General features: G+C 67.9%; 14 protein-coding genes and 3 pseudogenes. 6 read left to right on the top strand and 11 right to left on the bottom strand.

What is annotated here, in order from left to right; all coding sequences use genetic code 11:
* Positions 1-29 precede the first annotated feature (29 nt).
* The gene (locus tag ABZX90_RS09885) at positions 30-1331 is read right to left on the bottom strand and encodes a phospholipase A2 (RefSeq protein WP_355203096.1); all 1302 of its coding nucleotides are present in this window, start codon (positions 1329-1331) and stop codon (positions 30-32) included.
* 632 nt (positions 1332-1963) lie between these two features.
* On the opposite strand from ABZX90_RS09885, the pseudogene ABZX90_RS09880 reads away from it, so the two are divergent.
* A pseudogene (locus ABZX90_RS09880) lies at positions 1964-2441 on the top strand (transposase family protein); the annotation flags it as partial.
* Positions 2442-2565: 124 nt separating this feature from the next.
* Here ABZX90_RS09880 and ABZX90_RS09875 read toward each other — a convergent pair.
* Complete coding sequence (locus tag ABZX90_RS09875; RefSeq protein WP_355203093.1) at positions 2566-3345, bottom strand: hypothetical protein; 780 nt, start codon at positions 3343-3345, stop codon at positions 2566-2568.
* A gap of 135 nt (positions 3346-3480) precedes the next feature.
* Here ABZX90_RS09875 and ABZX90_RS09870 point away from each other — a divergent pair, with 135 nt between their 5' ends.
* Complete coding sequence (locus ABZX90_RS09870) at positions 3481-3663, top strand: hypothetical protein (RefSeq protein ID WP_355203622.1); 183 nt, start codon at positions 3481-3483, stop codon at positions 3661-3663.
* A gap of 69 nt (positions 3664-3732) precedes the next feature.
* On the opposite strand, the pseudogene ABZX90_RS09865 reads toward ABZX90_RS09870, so the two are convergent.
* Both ABZX90_RS09865 and ABZX90_RS09860 read right to left on the bottom strand, forming a co-directional pair.
* Positions 3733-4241, bottom strand: a pseudogene (locus ABZX90_RS09865) (IS5 family transposase); the annotation flags it as partial.
* 224 nt (positions 4242-4465) lie between these two features.
* The gene (locus ABZX90_RS09860) at positions 4466-5455 is read right to left on the bottom strand and encodes an aldo/keto reductase (protein WP_351133549.1); all 990 of its coding nucleotides are present in this window, start codon (positions 5453-5455) and stop codon (positions 4466-4468) included.
* Between the two features lie 199 nt (positions 5456-5654).
* Here ABZX90_RS09860 and ABZX90_RS09855 point away from each other — a divergent pair, with 199 nt between their 5' ends.
* A complete protein-coding gene (locus ABZX90_RS09855) occupies positions 5655-5867 on the top strand; it encodes a hypothetical protein (RefSeq protein WP_351133551.1) in 213 nt (70 codons plus the stop codon).
* 397 nt (positions 5868-6264) lie between these two features.
* On the opposite strand, the gene ABZX90_RS09850 is transcribed toward ABZX90_RS09855, so the two are convergent.
* From ABZX90_RS09850 to ABZX90_RS09840, 3 genes are all read right to left on the bottom strand, one after another.
* The gene (locus ABZX90_RS09850) at positions 6265-6624 is read right to left on the bottom strand and encodes a hypothetical protein (protein WP_351133552.1); all 360 of its coding nucleotides are present in this window, start codon (positions 6622-6624) and stop codon (positions 6265-6267) included.
* A gap of 23 nt (positions 6625-6647) precedes the next feature.
* Positions 6648-7103, bottom strand: coding sequence for a hypothetical protein (locus ABZX90_RS09845; protein WP_351133554.1), 456 nt, complete (start codon positions 7101-7103; stop codon positions 6648-6650).
* A 409-nt stretch (positions 7104-7512) separates the two neighbouring features.
* Positions 7513-10494 (bottom strand): hypothetical protein, encoded by a 2982-nt coding sequence (locus ABZX90_RS09840; protein ID WP_355203088.1) that lies wholly within the window; start codon positions 10492-10494, stop codon positions 7513-7515.
* A gap of 121 nt (positions 10495-10615) precedes the next feature.
* On the opposite strand from ABZX90_RS09840, the gene ABZX90_RS09835 reads away from it, so the two are divergent.
* Entirely contained in the window at positions 10616-10813 is a 198-nt protein-coding gene (locus tag ABZX90_RS09835) for a hypothetical protein (protein WP_351133558.1), read from the top strand.
* A gap of 823 nt (positions 10814-11636) precedes the next feature.
* On the opposite strand, the gene ABZX90_RS09830 is transcribed toward ABZX90_RS09835, so the two are convergent.
* Both ABZX90_RS09830 and ABZX90_RS09825 read right to left on the bottom strand, forming a co-directional pair.
* Positions 11637-13361, bottom strand: coding sequence for a phospholipid carrier-dependent glycosyltransferase (locus ABZX90_RS09830; protein ID WP_355203085.1), 1725 nt, complete (start codon positions 13359-13361; stop codon positions 11637-11639).
* Positions 13362-13998: 637 nt separating this feature from the next.
* A complete protein-coding gene (locus ABZX90_RS09825) occupies positions 13999-14169 on the bottom strand; it encodes a hypothetical protein (RefSeq protein WP_355203082.1) in 171 nt (56 codons plus the stop codon).
* Positions 14170-14341: 172 nt separating this feature from the next.
* Between ABZX90_RS09825 and ABZX90_RS09820 the strand changes: the two genes are divergently transcribed.
* A complete protein-coding gene (locus ABZX90_RS09820) occupies positions 14342-14482 on the top strand; it encodes a hypothetical protein (protein WP_351133566.1) in 141 nt (46 codons plus the stop codon).
* A 124-nt stretch (positions 14483-14606) separates the two neighbouring features.
* Here ABZX90_RS09820 and ABZX90_RS09815 read toward each other — a convergent pair whose 3' ends face one another.
* Positions 14607-14960, bottom strand: coding sequence for a hypothetical protein (locus ABZX90_RS09815; RefSeq protein WP_355203079.1), 354 nt, complete (start codon positions 14958-14960; stop codon positions 14607-14609).
* 42 nt (positions 14961-15002) lie between these two features.
* Here ABZX90_RS09815 and ABZX90_RS09810 point away from each other — a divergent pair, with 42 nt between their 5' ends.
* The gene (locus ABZX90_RS09810) at positions 15003-16127 is read left to right on the top strand and encodes a winged helix DNA-binding domain-containing protein (RefSeq protein WP_355203076.1); all 1125 of its coding nucleotides are present in this window, start codon (positions 15003-15005) and stop codon (positions 16125-16127) included.
* A gap of 5 nt (positions 16128-16132) precedes the next feature.
* On the opposite strand, the pseudogene ABZX90_RS09805 reads toward ABZX90_RS09810, so the two are convergent.
* Positions 16133-16946 (bottom strand): annotated as a pseudogene (locus ABZX90_RS09805) (IS5 family transposase).
* Between the last annotated feature and the right edge of the window lie 434 nt (positions 16947-17380).

Here is a 17380-nt window from a genome sequence, read left to right as displayed (position 1 = left end):
CGCGCCCTCAGAAGACGCCACGGCCTCGATCAGGTCGCGTTGGCGCCGTTCTTAGGGTTGCCCTTCCAGCCCACGGTCCGGAAGTAGCTGTACGCGAGGGCGTAGCACTTCGGCCGCCTCGTGATGAAGTAGGCCTTGCAGCTGTGCGTCTTCATCGTCGTGTAGAAGACGTTGTCGACGCTCCCCTTCTTGTTGCGGTCGAGGTAGAACTGGTAGCCCTTGTACGTGTTGCCGATCAGGCCGTAGCCGTAGTCGTGCGTGTCGCAGGCGGCCCGGAAGTCGAAGCCGAGCGGCCTGCTGATGTTGGGACCGGGGGTGCTGCAGCCGTCGTAGATGATGCCCGCGACGCGGAACCCGGTCGGCGTCGTCCTCCAGTACGGCTTGTGCCAGCCATAGTGCGCCGCCCACGCGGCGCAGCCGCCCTTGAGGTACCACATCCAGTCCATCGCGCGGTCGCAGTAACGGGGGTAGGCCTGCGGGTCGGTGATCTCTCCGTTGGAGAAGTCCGTCGCCGGCGGGGCGGTGGCGGCCTCATCCGTGATACCGGTCGCGCCCACGAAGGGCGACTCCGAGCTCGGACGCGCGGGGCCGACCGGCTCGACGTTCGGGGAGGCCGAACTGCCCGGGAAGGTCAGATCCCAGTTGCCGTTGGACGGCGAAGTGACGTCGGAGACACGTCCGGTGGAGTCGTAGGCGTACGAGGAGACCGGCTCGGTACCCTCGGCCGGGTTGGCCACCGAACGCAGCAGACCTGAGGCGTCGTAGGAGTACCGCGCGAGCGTCTGTGTCGTCGCGCCGGTGGTGACGCTGATCTCCTTGGCGCGCCCGGTGAACTCACCGGGTGTCGTGCCGTTGGCCGTCGTGACGGCCGAGTAGCTGACCTTCAGCGACTGCTCGGGGGTCTCCCCGGTCGCGGCCTCAGTGATGGTGGAGACCCGGCCCTTGGTGTCATAGCCGACGGCGGAGAGAATACCGTCGGCCGCCGTGCCCACCCCGGTGACGCGCCAGGTGTCGGTACCCGGCGCGGCCTGCTTCCAGGTGTACGTGGGGGTCAACTTGTCGATGCCGACGGGAGCGTCGGCATCGGTGTCGGCGGACTGATCCGCGTCCGCGGCCGACGCGGCCACGCTGACGACCTCGACGACGGTGGACACCAGCGTGCCTGTCGCCTCGTCGAACCTGGTGGTCTCGGTGAGCTTGTCGCCCTCGGTGGTCGCGTACTTCCTGACGCCGCCGCCGCTCGGGGAGTCGACGCTGCTCTTCAGGGCGTAGGTGATCGGGGTGTTCGTGGTGAGGTCGGTGACGACGACGGAGTCGGTCTTCCGCTCCAACTTGCGGTCGAGCTGGCCCCAACGAACTGGGCGTCCCAGCCCGGACCAAAAACACCCATGTCGGCGCGGGACGCGGGTGCGGACTCCGGTCTGGCAACGTCGCCCGCTTGGGCGTTGACCGTGTGACTGCGGCTCATGAGGCCTTCTGCCACATCTGTCTCGTAGATCTCGAAGGACTGCTCCGCGGTCGAGTACTGACCGGGACCGACCTGCTGGATCTCGCCGTCCGCCAGCGGCTGATCGACGACCGCGGTCGCCGCGGCGGGCGATGCACCCGAAGGTGCCGCCCCCGCCACCCCCTGCGGGAGCAGCAGAGATAAGGACAACGCGGCAAACACGGGCAGCACGATTCTGCGCATGAGTTCCCCCCTCGTGTTGGAAATAGCGGTCGGCGGGGGCGGTCGGGCCGCCTCGGCCGATGCGACAGCAGAGCTTCCAGGACGCCGGGGACCCACGGCAACAGCCGCCGCCTTACCTGGGACGGTGGGACATCCCACCCCTGTTGACCTGTGGAAACAGGGAGACTCTGGGATGCCGTCCTGAGAGGCGGAGACGACTCGCGCCGTGTCGGCCGACCATCGGATGCGGCCGAGGTCGCTCGTCAGTCGCCGGTTTCCGCGTTGCCGGGCGGCGGTCGGCCGTGGTGCCTGCCGCTGGCGGACCGGGTCCTCCTGGTGGCCGTCTACGACCGCACCAACCTCACGATGCGCCGGCTCGCCCCGCTGTTCGGCATCTCCTCAGCGACGGTCTGCCGGGTCGTCCAGCGGCTTGGCCCGCTGCTTGCCCTGGAGCCGGCGCCACGGCCGACGCCCACGTCTGGCGCGAGTCGGATCTGCCGGCCGCGGCGGCCGGAACGACGGTGATCGCGGACGGCGCCTGCCTGGGCACCGGGCTGATCGTCCCGCACCGCAAAAAGGGACGGACGGCCCCTCCTGCGCGGGCAGCAGGAGGACAACGCCGAACACCGACGGGTGAGGGCCCGCGTCGAGCACACCTTCGCCCGCATGAGGAACTGGAAGATCCTCCGCGACTGCCGTCAGAAGGGCGACGGCCCTCCACCACGCCGTCCAGGCCGTCGCCACCCTGCACAACCTCGCCCTCGCCGGGTGAAACACCAGGTCAAGCACCCGACCTGCCCGAGAAGGACCTTGTGCAACACCCTTTAGAGGCCATCTCATTTGGCGAGTCTGCGGTAGCAGATGAGGGTGCAGGCGGCGAACTTGGTCGCACCCGCTCAGCCGGCCGAAGTGTTCTGTGTCGCCTCGCGTGCCTCGGTGAGGGCTCGCTGCCTGAGGTTGCCGCCGAACAACTGAATCGTGGTCGCGGCCAGAATGTCATCCCTGCCGATGGTCCGCCCGTCCCCCCTGCGGGCGGACAGGGCCCGGAGGGAATCCTTGAGGAACGGGGATGGGGCCGGTTCGCCCGACATCACTGGGGAGACCGTACCGAAACGTTTGACCCCGCCCTCGCGGACGACCATGGCCGCGTCCCGGGCGAGGTCCGTCAGGAACACGCTCGCGATTCCGTCCAGGTCGCGGACCATCGCCGGGACGGCCCTCGCCCCCTGGCTCCACAGCAGCTTCTTGACCCCGGCCTCGAACCTGTGGGCGCCGACCACAGCACTCGGTTTGCGCGACCTGCTGCGCTTACGAGAAGGCACGATGACACCCTCGGCGTCGTACAGGACACCGGTCAGGCCTTGAAACGTCGGGCTGTGGTCGTACCACTTGTCCCCCACCTCGAGCTCGACGTTCCGGTCGATCGCCGAGAGAAGGTCCCCGGGAATCAGCTTCTTCCGGGCCTCCTCCGCCGCCGCTCTCCTCGCGCCGTCGATGATCTCCGTCAGCACTGTCCGCGTCACCGACGCGGCGGCCCACGCGGCCGACCGAGAGACATGCATCGGGGTCACGTCCCTGAACACCGCTTTGACGAGAGAAGGCTTGAACGGCGAGACATCCAGGACCGAGGCGGTCTCGGGACCGCTGCGCTCAGGGCGTGCGGGCTGTGCGGTCATCGGAAGAAACGCTCCCTGCTGTCGGAGTTGTCAGAGGCCCACACTTCACCACGCAGACCCGCTCTCTTCCCCCATCCTCCGTCGAAGCGGCACCCGGCCAAGGGCCTGGCCGGCACATCCCGACCGCCCGGGCCGATGATTGGCAACCTCCCGCACGCCCTCGTACCGTGGCACCTGCGTCCCCCGCCCGGCTGTACCCCGTTCTCCCTGGCCCCCGCCACCGAGAAGGAGCGGCCGGCGAAGCGCACGCAGCACGACAAGTGGGCGGCCAACCTGCGGGGCGGCGACGGCCGTTGGCAGGCCCGTGGGGGCGCTTGAACGTGCCCCGCAGAGCCTGCGGCAGCAGATGAGGGTGCAGGCGATGCTGGTGAAGGCGAGGAAGGTCGGGGGCGGGATGCCCTTCACGAGCGGGATCAGGGCCTGGCTGTCATGCAGGTTGGCCCCGGAGATTCCGACGGATATGGGCAGACCCGACCGTTCCGTGATCAGGTGGATCTTCGAGCCGTACTTGCCCCTGTCGACAGGATTCGGACCTGTCAGGTCCCCCTTTTCCGGGCCCGCATGTTCACCGCGTCGATCACGCAACGGGACCAGTCCAACTCGCCGCGTGCGCCCAGCTCGTCGAGGACCAGGCGGTGGACCTTGGCCCACACCCGGGCCTTCGACCACTCCGTGAAACGGCGGCGGGCCGTCGCCCCCGACGGCCCGAACGACGCCGACGGCGCCTGCTGCCAGGTACAACCCGACGTGGCTACGAACACAATCGCGGCCAGCACCTCCCGGTCACCGTACCGACGCCGGCCACCCCCCTGAGGTCGCGACGGCGCCTCCGGTACCACCCGCTGGAACAACTCCCACAACTTGTCCGGCACCAACCGCTCAATCATCTCCACCATGACCCACAGAATGCCGAGTCAACCAAATGGGATGACTTCTCAGACAACTGAGCCGCTGTGCGCGCTGCGCACCCGCCGACACCGGTGGCGGCGCAGGCGTTTCAAGAGGCGGAGTGTTGTCTCACAAACCGTCAGTGCTGCCCAAGCGGCCGGACTTTTGCAGCTCTACCCGGATGCCGGTGCCCCTGGCAGCCGCGTGCCCTCTGTCTGGCCACACACCCGCGCTAACGATTGACGGCTCGCATCCCTGCCTCGTCATACCGCTCACCCGCCGCCTCGGGCAGCTCCGCATCGATGCGGGCCAGGTCCTCCTCGGTCAGCGCGATGCCGACCGCGGCGGCGTTCTGTTCCAAGTAGGTGCGGCGCTTGGTGCCCGGGATCGGTACCAGGTCCTCGCCCTGGGCCAGCACCCAGGCGATCGCCAACTGGGCCGGGGTCACGTCCTTCTCGGCGGCGATCTCCTTCACCTTTGCCGCCAGCCGCAGGTTCGCCTCCAGGTTGGCGTCCTGGAAACGCGGGTTCTCCCGGCGCCAGTCGTTCGCGTCCAGCTCATCCGTCGAGGTGAACCGCCCGGCGAGGAAGCCGCGGCCAAGCGGTGAGTACGGCACGAAGCCGATGCCCAGCTCACGGCAAGCGGGCAAGACCTCGGCCTCCACGTCCCGTGACCACAGCGAGTACTCGCTCTGCACCGCAGTGATCGGGTGCACCGCGTGGGCGCGCCTGATGGTCTCCGAGCTCGCCTCGCTCAGGCCGATGCACCGCACCTTGCCCTCGGCCACCAGTTCGCCCAGCGCGCCGACCGTCTCCTCGATGGGTACGTTCGGGTCGACCCGGTGCTGGTAGTACAGGTCGATGCGGTCGGTCCCCAGGCGTTTCAGGGAGCCGTGGACGGAGCTGCGGACGTGCTCGGCCGAGCCGTCCTGCGGGCCCACCGTGCTGATGTCGCCCGGCACGGCGTTGTCCATCCGGTAGTTGAACTTCGTCGCGATCACGTACTCCTCGCGATGTCCCCGGATCGCCTCGCCGACTAGCGACTCGTTGGTGAGCGGCCCATACATCTGCGCGGTGTCGAGAAAGCTCACCCCGAGGTCGAGCGCGCGCCGGATCGTCGCGATGCCCTCCTGCTGATCGGTGGATCCGTAGAAGGCAGACATGCCCATACACCCCAGGCCGACCGACGATACCTGGAGGTCCCGCAGACTGCGTTTCTGCATGTCGTGTCCCAGCCTTTCCCTATCGTTCGAGCGCACGAAGCCCCTCATCGATTCAAGCGGCGAATTCCAACGCCGGCATCCCGTGAGAGGCGGACGGCGCCACGGGCCTCGTGCGCCGTAGTGGTGTGTGCGACGCTACGAGTTCGAGCGCACTCCAACGCAAACGTCACGTGGCCACGGACACGCTGCGTTCCTGCGGATGTACTACCTGGAGAAGCGCCGCGACATCCAGATCGCCGCACAGGCCGCCGGCGCCGCGCTCGTCGTCCCGCCGCACGAGGTGTGCGCACCCATCGCCCGGCAGTTCGAGGGGAGGGCCGAAGACGATCTGCACGACAATGCCACGCTCGAACTCGCATGGACCACGATGCTCCGCCTGCCCGACCGGATCACTCCCGACTACCGGTCGTGACCGGATTCCGCCCGTCGTGCCGGCCCGGCCGGGACCGTCACGAGTCCAGCCCGCCGATGGAACCCCCACCACCAGCTGCTGCACGCCGCACTTACGACAGAACCTGCCGCCGAGGCCGCGCCGCGCCGGCACGGCGCCGAACACCGCCCGCGCAGCCAGGCTGCGATGCCCAGCCGCCTGGCCTCGTACCAGACAGGAGCCAGACGGCCGATAGCCCAGGAAAGCGAGAGGGCCCGGATCGTGGCATACGTCTTGGGGAAGCCCAGCGGATGCAGTGGCTCGGCGAAGTCGCCGGACTGCAGGAGACCTGCGGCACAGTGCCACCAAGAAACAGCAGGTCGAACGACTACGAGAGCAAACTGGCCAGGGTGAAGCCAGAGAGAATGCGCTCGGGTGATTACACGCCCCGGCGCCTCTCGCCAGCCCTTTGCAGCCATTGCTTGGCTGCGACGCTGTTCTGCTGGGCGACCCAGCTGTCGAAGTCCTCCAGCAGGTATGCCGACTCGACCGGCTTGAGCCGAATCTGTGGGCGCTCGTCCATCCACCAGATCTCGAAGTCCGTCACGGTCCCCTGGGCCGGCCATCGGGCTGGGTCACGCGGGAGGAGGAGTACATCGACGAAGCCGCCTGCAGAGAATCCCAGATCAATGAAAATGCCGATGGCACCGGGCTTGGGAACGCGTACGACGGTCCCGGTCAAGCATTCGCCGATCCGCAGTCGGGATCGCAGTTGCTCCCATGGTTCATCAACAGGCATCCCGCCATCCTGCCCGATCGGATCTATGGCTGGAGATCTTCGTGGAGTCCTTCGATCCTGCGACTCGGTCCAGCATGGACTCCCCCTACCTCCACCAGGCTCCAGCCCGGGTGTTCCTCTGAGGCTTCGGTATCCCGACCCTCGTCGAGGCATTCGAGAACGGCAAAGGCCGTGTCGTGAACGGTGCTCTGAACCAGATCAAGCAGGTCACCCGGGTCAGCGCCAGCGGCAAGCAGCCGTTGAGCAGCGGGAATCGTAGTCAATGCGCCTGCACGGGCCCACGAATCGACCGCCTGCCGACGGATGGCCCGCAGTATGACGAAGCGCGCGAGCTGCGGGATGTTCTCGCTGATCTCCGAACGCGTCCAGCCTTCCGGATCCTCGGCGCCCAGTTCTTCGAATCGATCTCGCAGCTCACCCGCCACGACCTGCTTGTCCTTGGGCAAGGTGGCCAACCACTCATCCCACGCATCAGTCATCGCAGCAGCATGTCAACACCGCCGAGCGCACCGACGTCTGGGATCCCTGAGGAGGCAGGGTTCAGTTACTGGCCTTGCTGGCGTGGTGTCGTCAAGGTGAGGCCGGTTTCGGCGAGGCATCCGTCGACGAGGTTGCTGCGGTACTGGATCTGAACGAAGCCCTGCCGAAGGGCGCGCAGAGGTGGTCACCGACCTCGAGCGGTGGGGCTACATGGCGCAGGCCCAGGGATCACCCCCGCGCCTGCGGGGAGCAGATCCCGGGCGAGCACGGTCCGGCGATCTTCGTGGGGCCATCCCGCGCGCGGGGACCGGTGTCGTCCCTGCAATGCCAATTGGGCCGTGTCCGAGCGCCTAGCGACGGGTCGCGGTGCAGGGTGACTGCCAGCACCGCGACCCTGACGACGGTCCTTCACTCACCGTTCTGGGAGTCCATGGCGGGCACCGCCTCCGTCCAGGGCGGGGACGGCAATCCATCCGGGTCGAGTCCATGCGGGAAGTACCGCAGAAGCGCCGTGTTTGCCTGTCCGTCAAGCTCCAGTGTGAGCGGACTCATGCGACCGGTGTCGGCGGCTCGTCGCGCCAGGGTTTCGGCGCCCGTTCGGTCTCCGGTCTCCTCCCGCACCACAGCCAGCGAAATCATTGCCGTGTACTGGCCGCTGTCTGTCGCTCGCCGAGCCAGAGTCTCGGCCCCTTCGCGGTCCCCGGCACGCTCCCGCAGGCTAGCCAGACGAATCAGCGCAGCAGGATGGCCTGCGTCTGCCGCCCGCCGAACCAGAGGCTCCGCCCCCTCACGATCACCTGTCTCTTCCCTCAGGCCGGCCAGTCTCAACAGCGCCTCCGGATCGCCCCTGTCGGCCGCTCGCTGAATCAGAGTCCCGGCTCCTGCACGATCGCCCGCTTCTTCCCGCAGGCCGGCCAGTCTCAACAGCGCGCCCGGATCGCCGGTGTCGACTGCCCGCTGAGCAAGGACCTCCGCACTAGGATGATCACCGGCACGCTCCCGCAGGCAGGCCAGCCGAAACAGCACCCCGTGGTCCCCCGCGTCGGCTGCTCGCCGAGCCAGGGTCTCCGCCCCCTGTCGATCGCCCGTCTCCAATCGCATGCTGGCGAGACGGAAGAGGCCTCTCGTGTCCTTGGCTTCAGCCGCACGCTGGGCCAGTGCCTCGGCTCCTTCAAGGTCACCGGCCGCTTCACGCAGGCTGGCGAGTCGGCCCAACGCCCACGTATTGTCCGCTTCGGCCGCTCGTTGCATCAGCACCTCAGCCCCCTCATGATCGCCGTCCGCCGCTCGCAGTCCGGCGAGTCGGATGAGCGCACCCGTGTCCCCCAGGTCAGCCGCGCGCTGGCACAACGCTTGGGCGCCCTCACGATCGCCTGTGTCCATCCGCAGGTCTGCGACTCGGATCAGAACACTCGTGTCGCCGGTGTCGGCAGCCCTCTGAGCCAAGGACTCGGCCGCCTTCGGCTCTCCGGCCTTCTGGCGCAGTACGGCGAGGTGGCCTATCGCCTTGGCGTCACCGGCGTCATACGCCCGCTGGGCCAATGCCTCGGCGCCCGTACGATCCCCGACCGTGTCCCGCCGGAGAGCCAGCTCCCGCAGCACGCTGCTGTCGCCGTTGTCTGCCGCACTCTGAGCAACAGCCTCGGCGCCCTCGCGATCACCTGTCCGCTCCCGCAGGTCAGCCAGTCGAAACAACGCCCCAGCCTGGTCGGCGTCCGCCAGCTTCTGCCACTGAAGCTCTGCCCCCTTCAGGTCCCCGAGCTCTTCCAATCCTTCGGCGAACCAGCGCAAAACGCTGGTGGAACCGGCTTCGGCCGCTCGCTGAGCGAGGTCTCCCGCACCCTGTACGTCGCCCACTTTCCATCGCATCTCTGCCAGATCCTGCAGCGCATCGACACTGCCTTGATAGATGGCTTGACGATAGAGACGGTGCGCCCACTGGAGGCGCCGTCGGCGTTCTGCCGCAAGGCCGAGGAAGTGAAGGTCGCCCGGATCGGTGAGGTGGGTGTGAGCGGCGAACCAGAAGGAGGCGGGTGGACACAGCGCGCGGCGTACCGTGCGGCCCTGCTCTTCGAGGAAGTCCGCCAAGCGGTACACGGGGCCGGCCCCCGCGGTGGTACCTGAACCACCGCCTGCGGGGGTCTCGGCCGTGAGGCGGCGTGCGGGGCGATGCCGGACACGACGCAGGGGCGTCTGCTTGCCGTGGACAGGGCGGGCCAGGTCGGCGAATGACTCTTCGACCCAGTTCTCGTCCAGAGCGTCGTAGTCGGTCTCGGTCAAATAGTCATCGACGGCGTCGATCAGAAACGCTTGGGGCAGATGCAGGCGGACACCCAGGCGGCGGGCGTCCATGGCCGCCTCCAGCAAGGCCCGCGCTGCTGGAGTGGCGTGCTCGTAGCGGCGCAGCAGCTCAGGGGCCCCGGCCAGATCCTGGGCGACCCGTCCCTCCGCCGTGGTGCGGGTGAGGGTGTCGGCAAGCAGCCGGTCTCCCTGCTGCGCCAGGCTGCGTGCGACCTGCAGGGCTTCGGCGTCGAAGGTGTCTGGAACCAAAACGGTGCGTGCCGCCAGTAGCTCGCGTGTACTGCTGTACGGATCGGGGCTGCCAGGCGTGGGCAGGGCTGCGTAGAGGTCTGCGTACTCCGGCCACAGCGTCCCCAGGATCAGGACCGGTCCGCGCTCCTGATCGTTGAGGAGGGTACGGACGGCGGAAGCGACCTGCTCTCCCAACCGCGGGTCACCCAGGTAGTGCTGAGCCTCGTTCAGCCACACCACCGTCCGCGGGCCGACCGTGTGCAGCTCTTCCAGAGCTGCGTCGGCGCGGCTCGGATCGTAGGGATGCCAAAGCCGCCAGCCCTTCTCGGCCAGAGGCTGCACCGCCTCCCAGCACGCCCGGGTCTTGCCCGTCGAAGAGGACCCGACCAGCACCACCATCTGGCTGCGGCCCTGCACCGCATCATGCACCGCGGTAGCAAGTAGCCCGTCGTGCGTGCGACGCACATAACCGGACAGCATCCTCCTCCCCCGTGCACCATCTGCGTCCAGGGTCGACTGAACGCCCGCGGGATGGACCTCCAGGTCGTGCGGGTCCCACTCTGCCAACGGCTGTCCCGGCCCGCAGGCATCCCCGGCCTCCATGTCTGCACGCGGGCTGGACTGGCGCTGAAGATCCAGCAGTTCCTGAACGGGCAGTTTCAGGGCTGCACCCAACACGGCCACCGTTCTCGCCGACGGGACGGGAGCACCGTCCTTCAACGCCGCAAACACAGTGGTGCGGGCGATATCGACCCGCGCGACCAACTGCGCTTTGTCCAGGCGGGCTTCGGCCAGGCCGTCCTGCAGGCGGCACCTCAATTCCGCCAACGCCTGATCTGGGCCGATGTGTTCTTGCACCCCGCAGTCCCCCAACGCCTCGGTGTCCGCAATCGTTCATCATCGTCCGATCGGACCCCGACGTACGCCGAATCCGGCACAACGGTCGTGTCAACACCTCGCTCGCCCGTGGGAGTCTGCCATGACCATCATCCTCATCCTTCTCACCACCAGCCTTGTGGTGACCCTGGCGCTGCTGGCCGCGATCGCGACCGGGATCCTTGCCCGCATCGACGGCGCTACCTACCCGGCCGCCTTCATGCGCGGCGCCGCAGCGTTTGCCACCGTCCTCACCCTGGCCAGCGCCGTCACCGCCGCGATGGCCGCGGCGACCCGCTGAGCATGCTTTCGAGGCTCGAGAAGGCCGGGTTGGTCGCCGCCAGGTGGGAAGACGACCCAACGTGGCAAACCGAGGCCAACGACTCGTGGCGTCCCAGGAGGCGTTACTACGAGATCACCGGACCAGGCCGGGGCTTCAAGTAGCGACACCAGCGGCCTAGTTGAGTTCTTCGGTGGGTTGGGTTTGGTATCGGGTGTGTTTCTGGTGGTGATCCTGGACAGCACCCTGCCGCGAGACTCTGCATGGCGTCGGCCGCTCCGAAGTCTCGTAACCGGCCTCGCATACCTTGCCGGCCCCGAAGACGCTGCATGGCGCGAGGAGTGGCCGGCGCTGATCCAGCGGCGGGAGGGTGAGCCCCGATCGTCACGTTCATCGGCTGCGTCGCCGCGATCGACGGGCTCTGCCGGTGGCGCGGAATCAAACCGCCTCGCCGGAAGGAGAAGTAGGCGGTCGCCCCCATCCCGTCCGCCCACGTGGGACGCAGCCGGATCGGCAGTACCGATCCGGCTGCTGCGCGTGCGGTGTGGTCTCACCGCTTTGCGTCTCTCCGTCTGCCGGGAACCGAGGCTCCGGCCATCTGCGTCAGACCGAGCACGCATGACGAGGGGGACCCATGCCGGGACGACGACCTCGGCCGCCACGGTTACGGCTGCGTCCGGTCCCGCCTCGCCCACCGCTACAGCAGCGGACGCCCACACCACCGGAGCCGGTCCCGGAAGCGTCGGCCCCATCGCGCCACCCTCAGCCCGGTGAGTGACGCCGAATTGGTTCCCATCCGGTCGAGGGCGCGCGCAGGTTGCCCGCGCGTACTGGGTGGCCTGGCTCAGATCCAGGTGTCGAGCCACATTCTGGCGCGCCAGTCGGCATGCGGGATCGTCTGTCCGGTGTAGATGGGCCAGAAGTAGATGAAGTTCCAGGCGATGAGCAGGACAAGCACGCTTGCGGCCACCGCACCTCGTATGCGGCGCTTGTCAGTGGCTCCCGCCGGACCCAGAAGCGCACCCAGCATCATCGTCACCGCCAGGCACAGGTACGGCACGAAGACGACCGCGTAGAAGGAGAAGATCGTGCGGTCCTGGTACAGGAACCAGGGCAGATAACCGGCACCCACCGCACAGAGGATGGCGCCGGAGCGCCAGTCGCGGCGCAGCGCCCATCGGTAGAGCAGGTACACGAGTGCGCAGCATGCCGACCACCACAGGAGCGGTGTTCCCAGGGCGAGGATCGCCTGTGTGCAGCCGGCCGCCGCGTGGCAGCCGTCTTTGCCGGGTGCCGGCGACTGGTAGTGGAACAGCACAGGACGGCCGACGACCAGCCAACTCCAAGGGTTCGACTCGTACTTGTGGGGGGTACTCAACCCCACATTGAACTGGTAGACGCCGTGCTCGTAGTGCCACAGGCTGCGCAGCGGGGCCGGAATCCACGACCATGTGCCGCCGCGGGCGTCCGCCCAGTGGCGTCCGTAGCCGTTGTCGGACAGGAACCAGCCGGTCCATGTCGCCAGATACGTCAGGACAGCGACCGGGGCGAGGGACAGCACCGACCAGCCAAGGTCCTTGCGCAGCACCGCACGGTAGGGGCGGCGCGCCCCCGCCACGCGGCGAGAGCCGACGTCCCACAGCAGGGTGAGGACCACGAAGAAAGCGAGGAAGTACAGGCCGTTCCATTTGGTTGAGGCCGCCAGTCCCAGGCAGAGGCCGGCAGCGAGCCGCCAGGGACGCGCTCCCGTCCCGGCGTGGTCGCCAGTGTGTCCGTCCGGGCGCACTCGGCCGTCCTCGTCGACCGGTAGAACTGCCGCGAGCCGGGCTCGCGCACTGTCCCGGTCGATGAGCAGGCAGCCGAACGCCGCCAGTACGAAGAACATGACGACGAGGTCGATCAGAGCGGTGCGGCTCATCACGTAGTGCAGACCGTCCACCGCCATCAGTGCTCCGGCCAGGCAGCCCAGCAGTGTCGAACGGAACAGGCGGCGTCCTATTCGGCACAGCATCAGCACCGACAGCGTGCCGAGGACCGCCGTCATGAAGCGCCAGCCGAACGGGGTGAGGCCGAACATCCACTCGCCGAGGGCGATGACCCACTTGCCCGTCGGCGGGTGCGCGACGAAGGACCCGGCGTCGGAGAGCGGGATCACCTGGGGATCGGCCAGGATCTGCGGGTCGGAGATCTGGCCCTTCGGCCAGGTGCCCTCGTAGCCGAGCCGCAGCAAGGACCAGGCGTCCTTGGAGTAGTACGTCTCGTCGAACACGACCGCCCGCGGACTACCCAGACGCCAAAAGCGCGGCAGCCCGGCAAGGAGGGCCACCAGCAGTGGTCCGCCCCATTCCGACCAGCGCGCCAGTCGGCACGCCGCTACCGGGGACAGCCCGAGCGTGCGCCACAGCCGTGACCCGGGTTCGGGAAACGGCACGACCAAGCGGTCGCGCACGGACGTAGTCGGGCGCTCGACGTGCCCGAAGTGCCGCAGCCGCAGCTCCCAGGAGAGCGGCTGGCGATTCGCCCCCTTCCCTGGCTCGTCGACAAACGCGGGCGCGTTCTCATGGATCACGTGGTGAGCTTTCTACTCGTGGAGAGCAGGACGAGCGGGAGCAACTGCCCGGCGGTCGGTGGCGGTCACGCCGGCTCAGTCAGCCCTCGCTGATCGGGACCGCTTGAACCTGGGCAAGGCGCTGCCTGGTTGCTCGAGGTCGGCACTGGCTCGGGCGTTCAGGAGCGGTACGGCATCGACACCCTCTTGGCAGCGGAGACCGCGACGGAAGGTGCGCTCAAGGTGTTCGGGATCGGTGAACACTGTGTTGGCCATGGTCCTCGCCGCAGCAGCGACCAAACGTCCTCGACAGGGTTCAGATCGGGTACTTAGGACGGGAGTTGGAGATTGTGAGTCAATCGTGGTCAGCCGCGCCCTGACGCAGTCCGGCCGTCCTGTGGATGTTCAGATGTCCCAGACGATCACCACGGGCGGACCGAGTTCAAGATGCGCACGGACCAGAAGGTCATGGTAGTCCGTCCACGAAAAGCTCTTCCGGGCTCCCTTGAAGGGCAGTTGGAGCGGCTAGTTCTGGCGAAGAACGACTACCGCAGTCGTTGCCGTCTCTCCGGATCGAGTACGGGGTGGATACCACGCCCCCTGTCACTGCCCGAACGTCAACGGCCGCGAGTTGCACCTGCGGCCCTCGGTGGGGGCGTCATCTGCACTCGCGCCAGGAGGTACGGCTGCACCAGTAGGTCACCCAGTCATGGTCGTGCCGGGCCATGTTCTTCTTCCAGCCCTGCGGGTCGTTGCGGGCGATCTCGTCCCAGGCTGCGGCGCCGGCCTTGGCGAAGACCGTCACCCCGGCTGTGGGGCGGACACCCATGAGGCGCAGGACGCGCGGGCCCAGGTATCGGCGCCCTCGGCACTGTGCCGGCTTCCATGAGCCGAAGAATGATCACCGCCGGGTCGATCCATGCCGCGCCTCGCGTGGGCCAGGCCCAGTCAATGATGTGCGCGCGGTCACCGATCAGCACATTGTGGGGTGCAAGGTCGGTGTGCAGAAGCGTGTCACCAGCGAGCAGACCGACATCGCAGGATCCGGCGTCGGAGGCCCAGCGCTGTTCCGCTCGCTTGAGTTCGATGCCGTGCCACGGCGTGGCCTGGAGTTCCGCCACCGCGTGGGCGACGAGGAGTAGATCCGGGGAGCCGGGGGCGTAGTCGGCGTGTATGCCAGTGAGGCGCTGGTAGCCGATCAGGTCCCAGCCGCCGGCATGCACGTGCCACAGCAGGCGGGGCGACGCTTCAGGCAGGTAGGGGTGATCATGGCTTCGCCGTGCTGGGTGCGTACCTGCGGGTGGCGGGCGGGCACACCCTTGACGAACAGGGCGCTTCGGGGCGTAGCCGGATGAACTGCATGATTTTCATCGGTTCGTTGAACCAGCCGACGGTCAGCTTGACGCTGGCTTTGTTGTTGACCAATTCGCCGGACAGCCACCGATAAATGGTGCAACTCGAAAGAGTGACAATGGAGTTGAACCTGCCGCAGTCCTGCAGACAGGCCAGGGCCTGCACCTGCACTGCGCCCGCCATGCAGGTCAAGAGGTCGTCAGGGCCATCGCCAATGCAGGTCAGCAGCGGCTGGGGAGGCGTTGAGTGTGGCTGCTCAACGCCCACCACTCAACTTGCCTGAGTTCAAGGGTTTTAGAGTGAGTCGGCATGCGGACACTGGATGCGGAACAAGCCCGGCTGATGCGCGCTCATGCGCAGGGCATCAGCGGGCTGCGTGGCACCTCGGTGCCGGACGTGATGGATCGGGCCTTCGCCGTGCAGGCGCAGGACGCGTCGGCAGCGGCGCTCGGGCTGAGGGCCCGCGCCGTCGACCTCACGGCCGGGGCCGTGGACAGGGCGGCGAACGTCGAGCGGAGCGTCGTACGCAACTGGTTCATGCGCGGCACGCTGTATCTGGTATCCGCAGCCGATCTGCACTGGCTAACGGCGCTGCTGGGCCCGGTCTTCCTGAAGCTCAGTGCCCGGCGCTACCGCGAACTGGGCCTGGATGATGATGCCCTTGCCCGCGCCGAGCGCCTTATCACGTCCGCGCTGGCCGCCGAGGGCCCGTTGACGCGCGCTGAGCTCGCGGAACGGCTGGCCGGGGCCGGACTGGACACCCGAGGCCAGGTGCCGTTTCACCTCGTACGGCGCTGTGCGCTGCTGGGGCAGATCTGCCACGGCCCCACCAAGGACGACGGCGAGGCCACGTTCGTCCTGCTCGACGACTGGCTGCCGGCGGGCGGCGGGCCCGCCCTGGACGTAGAGTCGGCCGCTGTCGAGTTGGCCCGCCGCTACCTGGCCGCCCACGCGCCGGCCGCCCTGGAGGACTTCACGACGTGGTCGGGGTTGCCTGCCGCAATGACTCGAAGGGCCTGGCGGACGCTTGAGGCCGCCACGGAGTCCGTGGCGTGCGACGTGGCGGGACAGCGCTGCGCACTGCCTGCGGAGCGCATCGCGGAGACGGCTGAGCCGGCCCTGGACGTCCGGCTGCTGCCTGCATACGACAATTACCTGGTCGGCTATCGGACCCGCGCGCTCTCCGTGGCCAAGTCATATGAGCGGCAGGTCTGGCCCGGCGGCGGCCAGATCCGGCCCACGGTCATGGTGGACGGCCTGGCCTGTGCGACCTGGAGCAAGCAGAATCGGGGCAGGTCCGTGGCTCTGACCCCCTTCGGAGAGTTGACGGACGAGGTGCTCGCGGGCGTCGCAGCCGAGGAGGCTGACATCGCCCGGTTTCTCGGGACGGGAATGGTGGGGCCGACTGAGAGCTCAGACCTACGAGCTAACTGATCGTTTCAGAATGAGGTTCGGAGTCGTCTCAAGCAGATGATGCTGCAGGCGAGTTGGAGCAGTGCGAGGTGGAGGTGGGCGCGTATCCCGTAACGGATCCGGAGTCGTTTGAACTGGTGGAGCCAGGCGAAGGTCCGCTCGACGACCCAGCGGGTCTTGCCCAGTCCGGATCCGTGGGCGGTGCCTTCCGGGCGATCTTCGGTGTGATGCCGCGGGCCCGGAGCAGTCGGCGGTACTTGTCGTAGTCGTAGCCGCGATCGGCGAACAGCCGGCCCGGCCAGTGACGTGGCCGCCCGCGCACCCCGCGGATGCGGGGGATCGCGTCCAGCAGGGGCATCAGCTGCGTGACATCGTGACGATTCCCGCCGGTCAGCGAGACGATCAAGGGAGTGCCGTGCCGGTCGACGATCAGGTGGTGTTTGCTGCCGGGCCGGGCGCGGTCGACCGGCGAAGGTCCGGTGTGAGCCCCCCTTTGAGCGCCCGGACGTGCGAGCCGTCGATCGCCGTGTCGTCCATGACCAGCAGGCCCGCGGCCCGAAGCTCGACCAGCAGCACTTCGTGCAGCTGCGGCCAGACGCCCGCTTCGGTCCAGTCCCGCAGACGCCGCCAGGCCGTCACACCGCTGCAGCCGACCTGCTCCGCGGGAACGTCCCGCCGGCTCACGCCCTTGCACAGGGCATAGACGATGCCACGCAGCGCAGCCCGGTCATCCCCAGGCAACCGCCCGGGATACCGATGCCGCCTGGGCGCACGAGGCGGCACAGATCCTGCCGACACAACACCCAACTGCCACGCCCCACAACCCACAACCCACTTCATTCTGAAACGATCAGTTGGACCGCCTCACCAGATAGGACACGGTCTTAGCCGTCGAGGCTGCCGGCCACCGTTGTAGTGCCGCCGCAGGCACCCCTGACCGGCCGGCACCGCCTGCACACTCCACGAGCGGGCAGCCCCGGCCAGCAACGTGCGTGGTGCTCGTTGAAGCTCCCTACTCCGTTGAACGCCGGACTGAGTGGGGCGACGAGTAGCCCTGGCCGGCTTCAGTGCTGTGACAGTACGTGGAACGAGGCGCGCCTGGCGTTGTTCACGCCTCCAAACTGTCATGCAACGGTCGCCCGACCCGGCCAGTCGGTCCGGTGCCGGGTGCCCGAGTCCTTCCCGCGCGCCCTGCCAGTCATGGCTGATAATCGATGCGTCGCAGAAGGTGTGCAGCGTCTGGGGGGACTGAGTTGGGATCGTTGGATGTATCG

It is taken from the genome of Streptomyces sp. NPDC002935 (genome assembly GCF_040611295.1).
GTDB lineage: Bacteria > Actinomycetota > Actinomycetes > Streptomycetales > Streptomycetaceae > Streptomyces.
Note: the sequence above shows the minus strand (reverse complement) of the source record. Positions and strands in the feature narration are given on the sequence as shown.